10 protein-coding genes are annotated in these 18363 nt (G+C 46.1%); all 10 read right to left on the minus strand.

The window, feature by feature from the left end:
* Nucleotides 1–197 precede the first annotated feature (197 nt).
* A complete protein-coding gene (locus tag NST38_RS20060; RefSeq protein ID WP_076251002.1) occupies nucleotides 198–2450 on the minus strand; it encodes a stalk domain-containing protein in 2253 nt (750 codons plus the stop codon).
* A 275-nt stretch (nucleotides 2451–2725) separates the two neighbouring features.
* Complete coding sequence (nagZ, locus tag NST38_RS20065) at nucleotides 2726–4381, minus strand: beta-N-acetylhexosaminidase (protein ID WP_076250999.1); 1656 nt, start codon at nucleotides 4379–4381, stop codon at nucleotides 2726–2728.
* A 28-nt stretch (nucleotides 4382–4409) separates the two neighbouring features.
* Entirely contained in the window at nucleotides 4410–6041 is a 1632-nt protein-coding gene (locus NST38_RS20070) for a response regulator transcription factor (RefSeq protein WP_076250998.1), read from the minus strand.
* A complete protein-coding gene (locus NST38_RS20075; RefSeq protein WP_076250995.1) occupies nucleotides 6038–7873 on the minus strand; it encodes a cache domain-containing sensor histidine kinase in 1836 nt (611 codons plus the stop codon). The genes NST38_RS20070 and NST38_RS20075 overlap by 4 nt, the downstream gene beginning before the upstream one ends.
* A 32-nt stretch (nucleotides 7874–7905) precedes the next feature.
* Nucleotides 7906–8736, minus strand: a complete 831-nt coding sequence (locus NST38_RS20080; RefSeq protein ID WP_076250993.1) for a carbohydrate ABC transporter permease — start codon at nucleotides 8734–8736, stop codon at nucleotides 7906–7908.
* Nucleotides 8736–9620, minus strand: a complete 885-nt coding sequence (locus NST38_RS20085; RefSeq protein WP_076250991.1) for a carbohydrate ABC transporter permease — start codon at nucleotides 9618–9620, stop codon at nucleotides 8736–8738. Before NST38_RS20085 ends, NST38_RS20080 begins: the two co-directional genes overlap by 1 nt.
* A gap of 51 nt (nucleotides 9621–9671) precedes the next feature.
* Nucleotides 9672–11039: an ABC transporter substrate-binding protein gene (locus NST38_RS20090; RefSeq protein ID WP_076250989.1), complete on the minus strand. Its 1368-nt coding sequence runs from the start codon at nucleotides 11037–11039 to the stop codon at nucleotides 9672–9674.
* A 411-nt stretch (nucleotides 11040–11450) separates the two neighbouring features.
* Nucleotides 11451–12203 carry a pyruvate formate-lyase-activating protein gene (gene pflA / locus NST38_RS20095; protein WP_076250986.1) on the minus strand — a complete coding sequence of 251 codons (753 nt, stop codon included), beginning with the start codon at nucleotides 12201–12203 and terminating at the stop codon, nucleotides 11451–11453.
* 89 nt (nucleotides 12204–12292) lie between these two features.
* Entirely contained in the window at nucleotides 12293–14551 is a 2259-nt protein-coding gene (gene pflB / locus NST38_RS20100; RefSeq protein WP_047843639.1) for a formate C-acetyltransferase, read from the minus strand.
* Between the two features lie 791 nt (nucleotides 14552–15342).
* On the minus strand, nucleotides 15343–17955 hold the full coding sequence (gene adhE / locus NST38_RS20105) for a bifunctional acetaldehyde-CoA/alcohol dehydrogenase (protein WP_076250984.1): 2613 nt from the start codon (nucleotides 17953–17955) through the stop codon (nucleotides 15343–15345).
* Between the last annotated feature and the right edge of the window lie 408 nt (nucleotides 17956–18363).

An 18363-nucleotide genomic window follows, 5' to 3' on the forward strand; every position in this document is an offset into this window, starting at 1 on the left:
TAGGTCATTCCAACATCATATAAAAAAGGACTCCATGCACATGCATTGCCATTAGTCTAGCTTGAGCTAATGACATTACATTTTGATGGAGTCCCTTCCTGACGGTTCAGATGATCAATCGTTCGGGCGACTTTTGGGGTGAACGGGTATATATGATATAAGCTTTCACTCCAAACCGTCCGTGCACGTTCAAGTTATTACTTTTCAGCCGGAAGCGGCGTGAACAGCAGGTTAACAGGCAAGTTACTTCCTGGTGCCGCCGAGAAGAGAATGGTTACACTCTCGCCGTACGAACCTGTGCGATACATAACACTTTGCTCATTAGGTGCAGTGACAGATTTACCTGTGGAAATCTGAACGACCTGTCCATTCACAAGTGCCACACCTGAGTATCTGCCACCACGAGGGTTGAATGAAATCAACGTGCGCGGAGCAACATTATTCAATGTAATTTTGTACAATACACCGAAGTTACCTGCGTTGGACGCTTCCGTGTAAGCCATAGGGTCCGTTCCCACAAGGTTTGGATCACTTGCATTGTCTCCAAGTGGAAGACGTGCAGGTTTCGACCCTACTTCTTGATCATACGTAATGATCCGTGTTGCATTGGGATAGGTACCACGGTTGTGAACTCCATCACGATCCAGAACCGGCAGGCTCGATAACACTTCCATCGGGTCCTTGTTTTCTTCAATCATGATAATGTTGTAGTCCAGTTCATAGTCACTGAATACATCCGAATACAAGGAAATGACTTGTCCCTGTTTCATCGGAAGAACGCTCAGATCATTAAGAATCAGCTTGCTTTCTCCTGGCTGGATGTACACTTTCTTTTGTCCGGTACCATTCTGCATCGACTGGAACCAACGGTCAATCGACAGCTTTCCAGCTACCGTTGCAAAAGGAGACGGTCCTGCAAAACCCATGTTTTGTTGGTCAATGGACGCCGTGTATGCATTGTTGTTTGTCGCTACAACATACATTTTCACGTTTTTGCCCGTGTTGTTCACATGGTGAATCATGAAGCGTGTCTGTCCGAAGGAAGATTCCTTGTACACAATACCTTCCGTATTCACGGTTTCCGGGCTGTTACTGCGGATCAGCAGACTTGGTTCATCATAATAAGTGAAAGGTACTTTCTCCAATGCCGGTACTCCACCACCGTCAAAAGTGAACTTCTCACCGACTGGTGTGAACAATTGATTGAAGTCAGTCACACTATAAAGTGTTTCTCCCGTAATATTGATCATCTTGGTATAGCTATTGTTAGCACCATGTTTATCGGTAACTGTAATCGTTACGGTCTTCGGTCCTGGAACAAAGAATGCAAGTGCATTGTTATCCCATTCTGTTTTTACAATTGCGTTCTCATCATCTGTACTTTGATCAATATAAGTGATTTTCTCACCCATTTTGTATTCTTCTTTATCTGTCGTAAACATCGCAACAGGAGGCAGGTTTGGCCTTTCAACCTTAATCGTAACCGAATACGGATCACTCCATTGGCCACTTGAATCCTGGACCGCATAGGTTACTGTGTATACACCTGGTTGGTCGAATGAATCCTGACGGCCTGTCCAACGCTCATCTACAATGCTGAGTCCCTTGGGAGAGCTGGATCTGGTTGTGTAGGTTACCTGGTCTCCGGCAAAAACCTCTTTTTGTACCGTGAAGCTTGCCACCGGTTTGGTACTCAGATTCAATACAACCGTTTTGGCAGATTGATTTACTTTATACGTAATGTCCAGAGCCTGTGTAATTGAAGTCAACGGCACCATGAACGTATTTTTTTGTTGATAAGCCGCGCCCTTCATCGTTCTGGACACACCATTAACGGTATAGATCTTGCTGTTTGTTTTGAAACGCAACTCATCTTCGCCACTAATAATGATCGTTTCTTTGGTTGTGTTATCATATTTGACATCATAGCCAACCCGATCAACGAGAGCACGGATCGCTACATAGGATACTCCATTTTTAACAGCCATCGGCTGTCCAGCAAGATACGTTTTGCCATCTTGCATCATTTTATTACTGTTCATATAAAGAGTGAGGTCTCCACCCCCGCCTCCAGCAACAGATGAACTGCCTGTAGATGGTTGCTCCACTTCTACTGGTGCAGGTGCTGGTGTTTCCTCAGCTGTACCTTCTTCGTCTGTAGGTTCAATTACCGGCTCAACAGGAGTCGCGTCTGTTCCTGTAGGAACATCTGTCTCAGGGTTCACTTCTTCAGTTGTTTCATTATTTGATGTTGGAGTGTTTGTTCCGGATTTCACTTCGGATTCCGCGATGGTTTGTTCTTTCTTCACAACCTCCACGGATTTAACTTTGGCTGTATTCACTGATGTAGTATCGCTCTGATCTGCTGATTGTGCATTGGCAGGAATCACTGCAAACGCCTGAAACACAGCAAAAGCGGTAAGTATGGACAATTTCTTCTTCAAATTCATTCTTTGTCTTTGGCTCCTTCTGCTCCCATTTTATAAATATCCCCCTCAAAAAGTCATATTATTAGACGCTTGGAACCGGGAAAAGTTGCTAAAAAGTTAAGAGGAGAATTGTAAACTTTTAATAGAAGGAAAATACTATGAAAATAGTTATCTATCAATTATCTTTTTAGCATTCATATCCCAAAATTAACCAATAGAAAATTCCAACAAAAAAATCTCTCCAGGAGATGGTCAATCAGCACCATATCGCAGAGAGATGTAAGGATTGAATAGGCCTAGCGCAAACGGACAGGCAGACTTCCTGTTGGCTGCAGTCCACCGGTTAACACATGGGACAGTACCCGAACAACTGCAGGTGTATTCTCATACGTACACACATAACTTCCCGGCCTCGAAATCTCCAGCAGATCATATGGATTGCGCAGAGCAATTACAATCAGCGAATGATTCTTACTAAGCTTTTCAACCAAATACTGTTGCCCTTTCGGAAGATGACCTGCCGATGTGTACGTACATACGATAACTTGTTCACTCTCCGACACATCAGCCAATATCCGATCTGCTTCATCATAAGTGGGCTGAGTAGTAATTTTGTGCTCACGAACTGTGCCTCGCAGCTGCGATAACGCCATACCCAACGATTCTGTATGGGACCATGGTTCATCCACTTCTGTCCGCTGCACAACCTCAGGCCAGATGACATACACGTCCTTCTCTGGGTCCAACGGCAGCAGCCCATCATTATGAACGATGGTAATACTGCTTGATGCAATCTTGAACAATGTCGATTCGTTTAATTCACTGGGATCACTGGGTTCAGTGGATTCAATGGATTCATTGTTTTTAACAGGTTCAACATCTGCTCCTTCGAACGTTTCACTCGCTTTCGGCGAAACAAGATGATCATTCTGCTGGCCGCAGCGCTTTTTTTTCCATGTCATAATGCGTTCCACCGCCTGATGAATAACCTCTTCCGAAATGCGCCCCGTTCGAACTGCTTTCACAATGGCTTCCAGCGCAGCAACCTGATCTTGCAAGGTATGACTCACCAGAATCAGATCTGCTCCTGCCTCCACAGCACGAACGGCAGCTTCAGCTACCCCATATGGCTTGGATATTGCATGCATTTCAAGACAGTCTGTAATAATAATGCCTTCAAAACCCATTTCCTCACGTAGCAGACCCGTTAACACCTTATGTGACAACGTTGCCGGAATGGGCTCGGGCTCAATCGAAGGGAACATCACATGAGCTGTCATAATAGCATCAACTCCGGCCTCAATCGCCTTACGGAACGGTAACAACTCCATCTGTTCCAGCCTGTTTCGATCATGAGGTACTGTAACCATACCAAGATGAGAATCTACGGCGGTATCTCCGTGTCCAGGAAAATGTTTGGCAGTAGCAGCTATGCCCTGTGATTGATATCCGGTGATGGCTGCTACGCCATGAGTGGCCACACTTTCAGCATGTTCACCATACGAACGCACACCGATAACCGGGTTAAGCGGGTTGTTATTCACGTCGACCACTGGCGCAAGGTTCATATCAATACCGATGCTTTTTAACTCACGACCCAGAATTTGGGCACACTCCAGGGTATATTCCGGATTGCCTGTCGCACCAAGTGCCATATTACCCGGCACTTGGGTCATTCCCTCTTTGTCAATCCGTGCAACCATGCCACCTTCCTGGTCTACCGAAATCATGAGTGGTAGGGCCCCCGCTTCAGCAGCCATATCTTGCAGTTCGGCGGACAGCCGTGTCAATTGATCTACACTTTCGACATTGCGCCGGAAATAAATGACACCCCCGACGTGATATTCACGGATTAAGCGAGTAATCTGTTCATCTGCTTGCTGACCGTGAAATCCACACATCAACAATTGGCCTACCTTTTGCTCCAATGTCAGATCATTTAAGAGTTTCATTTGACCTCTCCTCCCGTTCCCCTTGCCACTACGAACCCAATCGTTTGCTCTGCCTGTACTCCGAGGGTTTCATATGGAAGTGTTTATGAAACACCTTGGAGAAGTAACGGCGCTCCTTGAACCCTGTCGCTTCCCCAATCGCTGTAATGCTCCATTCGGTTGTACTCAACAATAAAGCGGCACTTTCCATCCGTTTCTGCGTCATATATTCCACAAAAGTAACACCCATTTGGGTTTTAAATAGCTGGCAGAAGTATCCCGGGCTGATTCCAAGCCAATCGGAGACTTCATCTATTCCCAAGTCCTGTTGCAGCCGTGCATCCATATACTCACATGCAGACAAGATCAGTTCCGATACAGAAGGACGTGGCTGCGTTTGTTTGCCCTGATAGGCATGGGTAACAACCTCTGCAAGTTCAAGGAGTTCCCTCATGGATACGGCCCCTTGCAGTGCATTCCAAAAATTCACTTCGTGCTCTTCAGCGAGGGCCTGCACTTCCCGCAGTTCACGAAGCATGTGCACAAGCATAAACCGAAGATTGGTTTCATCTATCTTGCTGAAGGATTGTCCTGAATTCCCCATTTGCTGTTTAAGCCGGTCCAATACATCACGTAACCCCTGCTTGTTCCCTTGACGAATCCACCGAGTAACAAGCTCCAGATCTTCTCTTGTAATCCATGAGTTAGCCCCTTTGGAAGCCGTATGATCATACGATAAGGTGGTTTTGGGACAACTCGCCTTCAGCACCTTGTCTTCACTCTCCGAATGGGACATCAGTATTTTTTGACAATGCCGGTATCGCTCCAGAATTTGACTTTCCAGGTTCACGGGCACAGCATCCTGAACAACCCTAACCTTCACACTTGAATCCAAGGACAATATCCCATTTAATTCGAGACACAGTTGATGGGCCAGTTCCTCTGAGCGACGTTTCCACTCCCCCGATGCCTCCAGCAGGATGCACCACTCACCTTTGCGGGTCGAAAGAATCTGACAGTCATCTATAATTCTCTCTGCCACTTCCCTAAGTCTGGAACTTACGATCTCATGCCATCGTTGATGCTGAAGCTCGGACCAGCCGATAGAATGGCGAAAATAACCGACTGCATCCACCAGCAGCAACGTATAAGGTGCAGTAGTTGTTATGAATTCAGGAACAGAGGCAGGATAGGCAATCTTCAAAGGTGCTTCTCCTCGCAACAGGTCAATCAACTGTTTATGTCTGATCCAGCTTTCCATCTCTTGGCTGCGATAACGTTCCGATTCGTTTGCCAGACGTTTCTTCTGGATCTGCCCGGCAAGTTCACGCAGTTTATGTTCAAGATTCGAATAATCAATTGGCTTACATATGTATTCATGTACGTTATACTTGATAGCGGTTCGAGCATATTCAAACTGCTGATAGCCGGTCAGTAAAATAATCTCACACGTTTCACCCTGCTCTCGCAGCAAACGAATAAGTTCCAATCCATCCATAGACGGCATCCGAATATCACACAAGAGAATGTCTGGATGACTTTCTGTTACTTTCCCCAGCGCTTCTAAACCACTTCTCGCTGTACCTGTGATTTCAATCCCCATCTCTTCCCAGGGTAAAATGAAGTTCAGATTCTCCAGAATCGGCAGCTCATCGTCAACCAGCATTGCAGTCAGATTCATCCGGCTTCCTCCTGCTCATATAATGGAATGATGCATCGAATAACTGTGCCATACCCCGGTGCTGAACATATAAATATGCCATACCCGGCCCCGTATTGAATACGAATTCGATCTGCTACACTTCGTAATCCCAATCCCCTGCGTTCCGTTATGGACGATAATGATTCCGCCCCTTCCGCGAGCATATCTTCCGGCGGATCTTCTGCCATATACTCAAATCGTGCGAGCATTTCCTGGGGAATACCGATCCCATTATCCTCAACATATAACACCAGATGATCCCGTTCTGTATATGCGCTTATCCGCAGTACACCTGCATAGGTGATCCCCTCAAACCCATGTTGAATACTATTTTCCACCAGAGGCTGGAGGGTAAGCTTAAGCAGAATTGAGCTGTATAAATGGGGTGGAATGTCAATCTCATAGGTGAACAAATCACTGAACCTGTACTGTTGAATCTCCAGATAACTCTGCAAATGCCTGATTTCCTCACCCAGCGGAATCTCCTCCTGATCCTGAATGCTGATACGAAGCATATTGCCAAGTCGGGTCACCATCTCGCTTACTTTGCGGCCCTCCCCTCGCAGCGCTAATCCATTAATGGATTCCAATGTGTTAAACAGGAAATGAGGTTTGATCTGGGCCTGTAGTACACGCAGTTCCGCTTGGGCCTTCTGCTCTTGCTCTGCCCGAACACGACGGAATAATCCCCCGATCCGATCCAATAGTTCATTGAATCCTTGCGCAAGCAGCTGCATCTCATCGAATCCTTTTCCTTCCACCCTCGCATTAAAATCACCATCATCCACACGACGCATAAACCTGACAAGTACAGCAATGTTACCCGTAATGCGATTCATGAAAAAAAGATTAAAGATCATCGCTGCGAGCAGGCATGACAGAATAATGATGACAGACCAACCTGCAAAGGCATTGGTTTCCGCAGATAAGGCTTCCCATGAAGTCACACTGACGAGACTCCAGTTATAGTTCTTCAGATGATATTGCGAAATGATGCTCTCTTTACCGTCAAAGACCGTTCTGACACTGCTAAAACCGGGACCGTACCTGCCGGATTCAGCACCAAGGTTTTGCATGTTCTCACCGTTATATATACCTGCAGGATCATAGACGATCAGCCCTTCTTCATTAATTAACAGGAATGATGTATCCTGTGCCGAATCGCTGATTTGCAGGTGACGGAAGATCCGGTCGATCTCTCCTTTTTTGATCTGCACAACAAGCACGCCAATATTTTGAAAATAACTGAGTTCTTTGACCAGTCTGATCTGGGTGAAGACAGGCTCTACCCCGGTTAATTCGGGATATTCCAGAGGTGCTAGCCATTTGGGCACGCCATTGAGTTGCTGAATTTCGTTAAATAAGGGATGCACTTTGAATTGCTGAAAAGGAAGGGCTTGAAAATTTTCTTTGGTGAAAATGGAGACAATCTGGTTGTTCTCGGACGAACGCAAATCATATAAAAAGGCATAACTGATGAATGGATAGTTATATAGAAGGGAACGGAAATTGCGCTGGCTGGCATTCAGGGATAACTGATTACCGGTTCCCAGATCCTGCTTGGTCGGATCTTTGGCGTTCAATGCCATTTGGAAAACCGATGTGGCTATCCCGTTGTCGGTAACACTATTAATCTGCTGAAATACATTCTCGATATTGTAACTAATGGCCTGAAGTGCATATTCGGCCTGTTGATTGTATTTTTTCTCAATCGTATGTGATGTGACCAGAAACATGCCAATGCCTAGCGCACACATCGGTACAATAATCAGCAGCAAAAATGCCAAGGCCAGCTTCATTCGCAAGTTCATATCCCGTTCTCCCTATCAACTGGTTCATGGTATTAACCTTTGACACCACCTGCAGTTACTCCTTCTATAATTTTCTCCTGGAGTATAGCGTAGATCACAAGTACAGGTACAACGCTGTATACAATACCTGCTGACATCTGGGCATAGTTCATCTGATATTGATCCCGAAACTGGACCATGCCCACAGGCAGCGTACGCAATTTATCGGTGGATAAGAAATAGTTAGCGAGTAAAAATTCGTTCCAGTTGCCGAGGAAATTAACGATAAAAACGGTAACAATAGCCGGAACCGTAAGAGGTATCACTATTTTAGCAAAGATACCCGGGGCCCTCAAGCCGTCCATGACCGCCGCTTCCTCAATTTCTCCAGGCAGAGAACGCATAAAAGCCGCCAGGATAATAATGGTAAAAGGGATTGCATTGGCCACATAGGGCACGATCAATGCCAGATGGGTATCCAATATGCCCATTTTGCGTACAAGCAGATAAATCGGCAGCATAAGTGCATTGTTGGGAATAAGCATACCGGCCAGAATCAGGCTGTACAGAAACAGGCTCCATCTCCGGTGTCTCATCCGGGTTACGGCAAAAGCAAACATGGCACCGAGCACAATCGTACACGCCGATGATAAAACCGAAATGTACAGGCTGTTCCAGAAATACGTGCCAATCTTGGCATTCACCCAAGCCTCCACGTAATTGTTAAACTCCCATGTTGTAGGCAGACCGAATGGATTCAGGGCGATTTCATTGTTATCCTGCTTAAATGAAGAAAAAATTACAAATAAAAAGGGAAACAAAATCGCGATCAAGTACAACATTAACAACACATGAGGTATACTGCTTTTTAAGCTTTTTGCCATCAATATTCCACCTTCTCGCTCCGCCTCGCCACCAGCAGTTGATACACCGCAGTGAGCACAAGCGTCAGAGCAAAGATCAGCACTGCAATGGTATTGCCATAGCCATATTTGAAGTTGGTAATCGCGTATTTGATCATGTATGTGGCCAGAACCTCGGTGGACCCGGCGGGCCCACCTTTGGTCATGACAATCACGATGTCGGCTGCTTTCATGGCACCTGCGATGGACAACATGATCACTACTGAAATGATCGGCCGGATCAGCGGCAACGTAATTCGCATTGCACGTTGTACTGCTGTTGCCCCATCAATTGCAGCTGCTTCATCCAGATCACGAGGAATCGCCAGTATGGCCGCCAACACCATGACAATGTAAAATCCCGTCCACTGCCAGGCATTGGTCACCAAGATGGACAACATGGCAAATCGGTTATCGGATAACCAGTAGATGGGATCGATGCCCAGCACATGAAGCATTTTGTTTAATAGCCCGATATTCGGTTCATAGATGAATCCCCATAAAATACCGATAACGGCTGTCGACATGATGGATGGTAAAAAAACAGCTGTTTTATACAGACCCTTCAGCCTTTTCACATTGGCAATAAGAAGTGAAAACAGGACGATCAGGGGTACCTGAATCAGTACCGAGAATCCGATGAAAAAGCCGTTATTCCGTGTGGAAATCCAAAAGCGTTCATCGGTCAGTGCCTTCACATAGTTGGATAAACCCACAAAACGTGGCTCAGCCGATACCCCATTCCAACTCGTCAGACTGTAATACAGGGAGCTGCCAATAGGATATAAGAAGAACATCACAAACAGAATTAGGGCTGGCATTACAAATAACGTATAGATTAACGGGCTGCGGAGTGAAGTATTCATGGTCAGCCTCCTTCAGTCACTTCAACGAACGCAGTTTCAACTTGGATTGATTTATTCCACGGAAGCGTTTGCTTCCTCCTGCACCTTTTGCAACTCTTCTGCCATTTTCTCTGGCGTGGTCTGCCCACCAATCAACTTCTGAATCTGCAGATTGCCGATCTCAGTCGTCACATCGGCCTGAACGAGTGCATCAAATGCCGGGAACGACGTCTTGGACGCATTAAGCACGGCCACAATTTCTTTCATCAGATCATCGGTAATACTGTCGGTCAGCACTTTCTCATCCAGCTTCATGGCAGGCAACACACCATCTTCCACAAGGCCACGGACCTGCATATCTTCATTGTAGAAATTTTTGATAAAAGCTTTCACTGCTTCCAGCTTCTGCGGGTCATCCGCCACTGCTGCCGAGAATCCGTATCCATTGTTCACATCCCGCATCAAAGACGTCTGATCCCCTGCTCCGTTCTCTACCGGAGGCATATTGAAGAATCCAACCTTGCCAATGAGCGATTCACCGCTCTGACCTTCCTTGAATACAGATGATTTCCATGTTCCGTCATACATCAACACCGCTTCGCCGCTTGTAAATTGGGTGGTATATTCGGCATACTCAAAGCCCAGTTCACCTTTTTTGAAATAACCTTTATCCACCCATTCCTTATGTTTGGCAAATCCTTGGACCACACCCGGGTCGGTCCACTTCGCTTCACCTGTTGCAAACTTTGCGGTAATCTCCGGCCCGGCATATCGGGACCACAGATGGTTGGTTAACATAAGCGGCACCCAGCCCGCCTTGGATGCAGAAGCCAGCGGCACTTTGCCATCGGCCTTGATCTCGGCCAGTATATTGTCCAGTTCAGCCATGGTGGTTGGAGCTTTCCATCCTTTTTGTTCAAAGTACTCTTTATTATAGAAAAAACCTTCGCCCGAACCGCCAATCGGCAGTCCATATACTTTGCCTTCATACGTAAACGGTTCAAGCGATGTAAACTGGTCTTGAATGCCCAGCTCTTGCAAGATCGGAGTCAGATCAAGCAACATACCTTCCTTGGCATAAACTTTGGAATCCGGGCTACCGAACAGTTCAAATATATCCGGCGGGTTGCCTGCCGCCATCTCTCCGCGAAGCTTTTCCTTACGATTCACATCAGATTCGACGCCATCCAGCGTAAAGGTCAGATTGGGTATCTCACCCTCCACTTTGTCCACAACATCCTGCAGAATGGCCAGTCTTTTCTGTTTGTCAGCTCCCACCTGCGTGTGGCGGAGAAGCATCTCAACCGGTTCCTTACTTGTTTCCTCCACAGGTGTATTACCTGCGCCTTGCTGTGGCTCGTTACTTGAGCTTGCACATCCCGCCAAAGTCCATGAAGTGATAAGCAATAATGAAAGCAGTAATGTCATTCCTTTTTTCATCTGGTTGACCCTCCTCAAGATATTGAGCATTTGGCTTTACACTCTGATTATAAAAAGCCGGAGCTTACATCGTAAGGATGACAATTCATCAATGGAGGGATAAAATCCTTCACTGGACCCATAATCTTGCATTTACAATGGATAACAGCAAAAAAAACAGCCCCTGCGAAACATGTTCGCAAAGACTGCTTGGTTGGTATATACGTTGAACTCAAGAATATTTACACTTGCTACTCCGATGACAGAACAACCTTCTGATCGCTGTTATCCCCCGATTTTTTTAATCCACTTTTACAAAGGTGAAAATCTGGGGATAAAGGCGAACGCTCCGCTTCTTCAGCTTATTTCTGTCCTCTTCGTTCTCGTGTAAATAGTTAGTTCAAATTATATACATCCTGCATATAAAGGTAGTTAATTACCGGAACAGGCCACGCCAGCCGTTTCCTGGCGACCTTGTTCGATCAGACGATACGCCCGCTCCACTTCTTCTTCACTTGGTGAAGGAACACCATCCAGTGGATATACTTTACCGAGCGCTTCCCATTTGTAGATCCCCATCTGATGGTATGGAAGAATTTCGAACTTCTCGACGCCATTTAGTGTGCCTATAAACCGTCCGAGGTTAAGCAGATCCTCTTCCTCGTTATGAATACCAGGCACATACACGTGGCGTATCCACATTTTCCGACCTTGCTCCGATAACCACTTGGCCGTTTTCAACGTTCTCTCGTTGGATTTGCCTGTCAGCTTGATATGTTTCTCGTCATCAATATGTTTGAGGTCCAACAGAACCAGGTCTGTGTGATCCAACAGATCGTGAATCCGATCCGGTTCGTTAAACCCGTTGCTATCCAGTGTCGTATGCAATCCCCAGCGGCGCTTCACTTCCTTGAAGATTTCGGCTACAAAGTGAGCCTGTAACGTTGGTTCACCGCCAGATATCGTGAGTCCGCCTCCAGAGCTGCGGTAATAGGATAGATACGGCTCAATTTCAGCCAGTACCTCCTCAAGCGTCATTTCTTTTCCACCATCCAGCGCCCATGTATCGGGGTTATGGCAATACTGACACTTCAGTAGACATCCTTGCATAAAAAGCACAAAGCGGATGCCTGGGCCGTCAACCGTCCCGAAAGTTTCGAGTGAATGAATATGTCCGTTAACCATGCTGCCTCTTCCTTTCTGTATCCGCATCCGCTGTGCGTTTTATATGATTTGGAATGCCTTGCTCTAGCGGTCTTCTACTTGCAAATTACTTACATCGAGCCATGGAACGTACGGTTGATGACATCCAACTGTTGTTCACGAGTCAGTTTAATGAAGTTAACCGCATATCCAGATACCCGTACAGTCAGTTGCGGATAGTTTTCCGGGTGATCCATCGCATCAATCAATTGTTGACGATCAAATACGTTGACGTTCAGGTGATGAGCGTTTTGACCGAAGTAACCATCCATCATCGCAGTCAGGTTGGATTTACGTGTAGTCTCCTCTTTACCCAATGCTTTTGGCACGATAGAGAAGGTATTGGAAATCCCGTCAAGACTGTGTTCATAAGGCAATTTGGCTACAGAGCCAAGGGATGCCAGTGCACCTTTTTTATCACGACCATGCATTGGGTTTGCACCTGGAGCAAACGGTTCACCTGCTTTACGACCATCCGGTGTAGTCCCTGTTTTCTTACCATATACCACGTTGGAAGTGATCGTCAGAACGGATTGCGTTGGCACTGCATTACGGTAAGCTTTGTGCTTGCGAATCATGCCCATGAAGTTCTCAACCAGTTCAACAGCAATGCTGTCTACGCTGTCTTCATTGTTACCGTAACAAGGGAAGTCTCCTTCGATTTCGAAATCAACAGCGATGCCTTGTTCGTTACGAATTGGTTTTACTTTGGCATATTTAATTGCACTCAGTGAATCTGCTGTAACCGACAGACCAGCGATACCACAAGCCATCGTGCGTACAATATCACGGTCATGTAATGCCATTTCGATACGCTCATAGCTGTATTTATCGTGCATGTAGTGAATGACGTTAAGGGTGTTCATATACAGCTTCGCGAGCCACTCCATCATTGGTTTGAAGCGTTTCATAACCTCATTGTAATCCAGCACTTCGCTAGTAATGGCAGGATACTCAGGTCCAACTTGGGCTCCGGATTTCTCGTCACGACCACCGTTGATCGCATACAGGAGAGCTTTTGCCAGGTTGGCACGAGCGCCGAAGAATTGCATTTGTTTCCCGATCTTCATCGCCGACACACAGCAAGCAATACCGTAATCGTCACCGTAGATCGGACGCATCAGATCATCATTTTCATACTGGATTGAGCTGGTTTCGATGGATACTTTGCTGCAATAATCTTTGAAAGCTTCTGGAAGTTTCGTTGACCAGAGAACAGTCAAGTTTGGTTCTGGTGCAGGACCCAAGTTGTGCAGTGTATGCAGGAAACGGAAACTGTTTTTGGTTACACGTGTTTCGCCATTCACGGACATACCACCGATGGACTCAGTCACCCATGTTGGATCTCCACTGAACAGTTCGTTGTAATCCGGTGTACGCAGGAATTTGACAATTCGCAGTTTCATTACAAAATGGTCAACCAATTCCTGAGCCTGTTCTTCGGACAAAATACCTTCTTGCAGGTCACGTTCAATGTAGATATCCAGGAAAGAAGATACACGTCCCAGTGACATCGCAGCACCGTTCTGTTCTTTGATCGCAGCGAGATAACCGAAGTACAACCATTGGAACGCTTCTTTTGCTGTTGTCGCTGGCAAGGAAATATCGAACCCGTGCATATCGCCCAATTGTTTCAATTCTTGCAATGCACGAATCTGTTCAGACAATTCTTCCCGCAGACGAATGACATCTTCATCAATAACATCAACTTCGAGTGCATTCAGTTCGCCTTTTTTGTTACGAATCAGGAAGTCTACCCCGTACAAAGCTACACGACGATAGTCACCGATGATCCGGCCACGGCCGTAAGCATCTGGCAGACCTGTAATAATTCCTGCTTTACGCGCTGCACGCATGTCGGAAGTATAAGCATCGAATACACCCTGGTTGTGTGTTTTGCGAATGTTTGTAAATATATCAATGACGCCCTGTGGCATTTCAAAGCCATATGCCTCACATGCGTCAATCATCATGCGAATTCCGCCTGTTGGTTGAATGGAACGTTTGAACGGAGCATCGGTCTGAACGCCGACAATCTGCTCTTTGGATTGATCCAGATAACCGGGTTGGTGAGAAATAATAGTACCTGGTGTGTTCACGTCAACGTCAAGGACACCGCCGTTATCCCGTTCTTTTTTGGTCAGATCAGATACGATCTCCCACAATTCTTTGGTATTCTGGGTTGCACCTGCGAGAAATGCTTCGTCACCGTAATACGGAGACAAGTTGTGTGCCAGAAAATCATTCACATCTACGGATTTGGTCCATGTTCCTTTGGTAAAGTTTCTCCAGCCTGTTTGTTGTTTGACATCTTTTTCAATCACCGACATCGTAATCCCTCCACTAATTTGGATTTCTGGACACATAACATCTTGCTTCATTCGTAGCATTGTGTGCCCAGAGCCGCGATTAATGTGAATTGTTTCACATAAACCGGAACATGTTCTCTCTACTTGGGAACCGGAACCGCGGGATGAATGTTTTTCTTACATTTTCAGTATACGACTTGGGGCTTTCATCATCTGTGATTTTTGTCACAAAGCCAGTGAACTAACTCACTCCACCTGCGCTGTGTCGCATTGACCCCTGTAAATTCACACTTAGCCACTGCGCGGGCAGAACAACTTCCGATCGCTGTTATCCCCGGATTTTTTCAATTTTATATTTCAAAGGGGAAAATCCGGGGATAAAGGCGAACGCTCCGCTTCTTCAGTTTTTTCTGCCCTCTCCGTTATTGTGTGAACATCTGGCTCAAACAGCCACATCACGAATTCCATACTACCTCTTTAGAACCCTTTTGCTCCTCTAGGTTCGGAGCAAACCAAATCTTAGAAATAAACCCTGAAAAACAGATGCTCGCTCTTCTGTTTTTCTGCCCTCTTCGTTATTGTGTGAACATCTGGCTCAAACAGTCATGTCACGGATTCCGTGTAACCTCTCTAGAACGCTTTTGCTCCTCTATGCTCGGAGCAAATCAAATCTTAGAATATACCCTGAAAAACAGACGCTTCGCTCTTTTGTTTTTCTGCCCTCTCGTTATTGTGTGAAAGACGGCAATCGGGGCTCCCCTCTCGGGGAACCCTGATCTTCTTGCCGTAAGGCACGCTTCGTTCTAGATTCTTTATTCAAACTTTCCGTAGAAAGCGTTGCGGTATACATCAGCCAGTTCAGTTACCAGCGGTAACTTCGGATTAGCGGTTGTACATTGGTCTTCGAAGGCACGGTCTGCCAGATAATCTACATGTGCTTCGAAGTCTTTGGCATCAAATCCGATTTCCTGGAACGATTCTTCAATGCCCAAGATTTTGTTCAGGTTACGGATGGCATTGATGAGACTGGTAACACCTTCTTCTGTCGTGCGAGCAGGCAATCCCAAGATGCGGGCGATTTCGGCATACCGCTCATCTGCTACAAAGTGTGAATATTTCGGGAACGATGCAAATTTGGTCGGTTTTTTCGCGTTGTAACGAATGACGTGTGGCATCAGGATTGCATTTGTGCGTCCGTGTGCGGTGTGATACTGACCGCCCCATTTGTGCGCCAAGCTGTGGTTGATGCCCAGGAATGCGTTGGCAAACGCCATACCTGCAATCGTGGAAGCATTATGCATTTTCTCACGTGCCAGTTTATCTCCTTGCAGTGCCGATTGCTCCAGGTATTGGAATACCAGTTGGATTGCTTTGATCGCAAGTCCATCCGTGTAATCATTTGCCATAACAGATACATAAGCTTCAATCGCATGCGTCAGTACGTCCATGCCTGTATCTGCAACGGCTGTTCTCGGCAGGGAGTATACGAACTCCGGATCGACAATCGCTACGTCTGGTGTCAGCTCATAGTCGGCCAATGGATATTTGGTGTTACCTTGATTTTTATCTGTGATAACCGCGAACGATGTCACTTCAGAACCTGTACCGGATGTTGTTGGGATCGCTACAAATTTCGCTTTTACGCCGAGACGTGGATATTTGTAGATCCGTTTGCGGATATCCATGAATTTTTGTTTCAGATCGTTGAAGTCCGTGTCCGGATATTCATAGAACAACCACATGGCTTTGGCAGCATCCATCGGTGATCCACCGCCGAGTGCGATAATGCAGTCTGGTTGGAAGCGGCGCATCATTTCGGTTCCACGATCTACCGTTGTTGTGGATGGATCTGGCTCAACATCGGAGAACACTTCGATCGCTACTGGCATTTGGCGTTGACGCAGATAGTGTTCTACCTTTTCAACATATCCAAGCTTCACCATCATGGCATCCGTAATAATCGCCACACGTGTGATGTCAGGCATTTTGGCAAGATACTGCGTTGCCCCTTTTTCGAAGTAGACTTTGTTCGGCACTTTGAACCATTGCATATTCACGGTACGGCGAGCCACCCTTTTCACATTGATTAAGTTCACAGCGGTTACGTTGGAAGAAGTCGAGTTACGTCCGTATGATCCGCATCCCAGTGTCAATGACGGCATGTTTGTGTTGTAGATATCCCCGATGGCACCATGTGTGGATGGTGAGTTCACAATAATCCGTCCAGTTTGCAGACGATCTGCGAATTTGCCGATCACTTCTTCATTTGTGGAGTGGATAACCGAGGAGTGACCCATGCCGCCAAAAGCAACCACTTCTGCTGCACGTTCAATGCCCTCTGCTGCCGTTTTAACTTTGTAACAAGCCAGTACCGGGCTTAATTTCTCAGCCGACAATGGGAATTTGGTACCTACCCCTTCAATCTCGGCCACGAGAATTTTGGTGCCTGCTGGAACTTCAATACCGCACAACTTCGCAATGCTTACCGCAGATTGACCAACAATCGCCGGGTTCACCGCACATTTCTCGGTATTAATCGCACCTGCTGTCAATTTTGCTGCTTCATCTTTGTTAACAAAGTAACAGCCATTTGCAATCATTTTTTTCTTCACTTGATCAAAGATCGGTTCTTCAATGATGACCGCTTGCTCGGAAGCACAGATCATGCCGTTATCGAAAGACTTGGACAGGATCAAATCCGTTACTGCCTGATTGATATCCGCGCTTTTCTCGATAAAGCAAGGTACGTTACCCGGTCCTACGCCCAGTGCAGGTTTACCACAGCTGTACGCTGCACGTACCATGCCTGATCCGCCTGTTGCCAGAATGAGAGCCACATCATTGTGATTCATCAGTTCGTTTGTACGATCCATGGAAGGATCATCAATCCACTGAATGCAATCTGCTGGTGCACCATGTTTCACAGCCGCTTCCAGCAGGATTTTGGCAGCTTCCCGGCTACAATTCTGTGCAGATGGGTGAAAACCAAAGATGATCGGGTTACGCGTCTTGATGGAAATCAATGCTTTAAACATCGTCGTTGATGTTGGGTTGGTAACTGGTGTAATACCCATGATGATGCCGACCGGCTCCGCAATTTTTTGGAAGCTTTCATACTCGTTATCTTCAATCACACCTACGGTTTTATCGTACTTGATACTGTGGTACACATATTCTGTTGCAAATATATTTTTGGTGATTTTATCCTCATATACTCCGCGGCCTGTTTCTTCTACGGCCATCTTGGCGAGCATCATGTGTTTATCCAGACCCGCAAGCGCCATTGCTTGCACAATCCGGTCAATCTGCTTCTGGTCCATCTTCATGAATGCGGCGTGTGCTTTATTCGCTTTGTCGATTAACGTTTGAATATACTGACCTGCTGTCGGTTCTTTTGCTGGGGCGACTTCGTTCTTTACAGCCATCTCCCTCATCCTCCTAAAGGTTCGTATTAGTTTGTCTCTCTCGTTTACATTCACATCGTAACATGACAATAAACTTAATTATGTGATTTTTTTCACAAAGTATAACAAATTTAATTTAAGTTTTGTAGTGTCCTTCATACGACCATTTTCACTTCCTATTTAAAATATAGAGCTGTAAAATTCATCCTCTCCATTAAAAGTGAATTTTATCACAATGTTTGAAATTTCGTCATTTTTGCCCCCTTTCCTTCCCCCTCAAACGGTAAGATTAGGTATATACTGAACTTAAAAATTGAACCACCGCAATTTGTACCGTCCTTCCTCCCGGCCGAGATGACCCTGATCAGGACGGCAACGGTTTGCGGCGAACCTCGGAGGCTACTGCTTACTACAGAAGGTCGTCCGATG

The sequence above is a fragment of the Paenibacillus sp. FSL H8-0104 genome (genome assembly GCF_038050215.1).
GTDB classification, from domain to species: domain Bacteria; phylum Bacillota; class Bacilli; order Paenibacillales; family Paenibacillaceae; genus Paenibacillus; species Paenibacillus amylolyticus.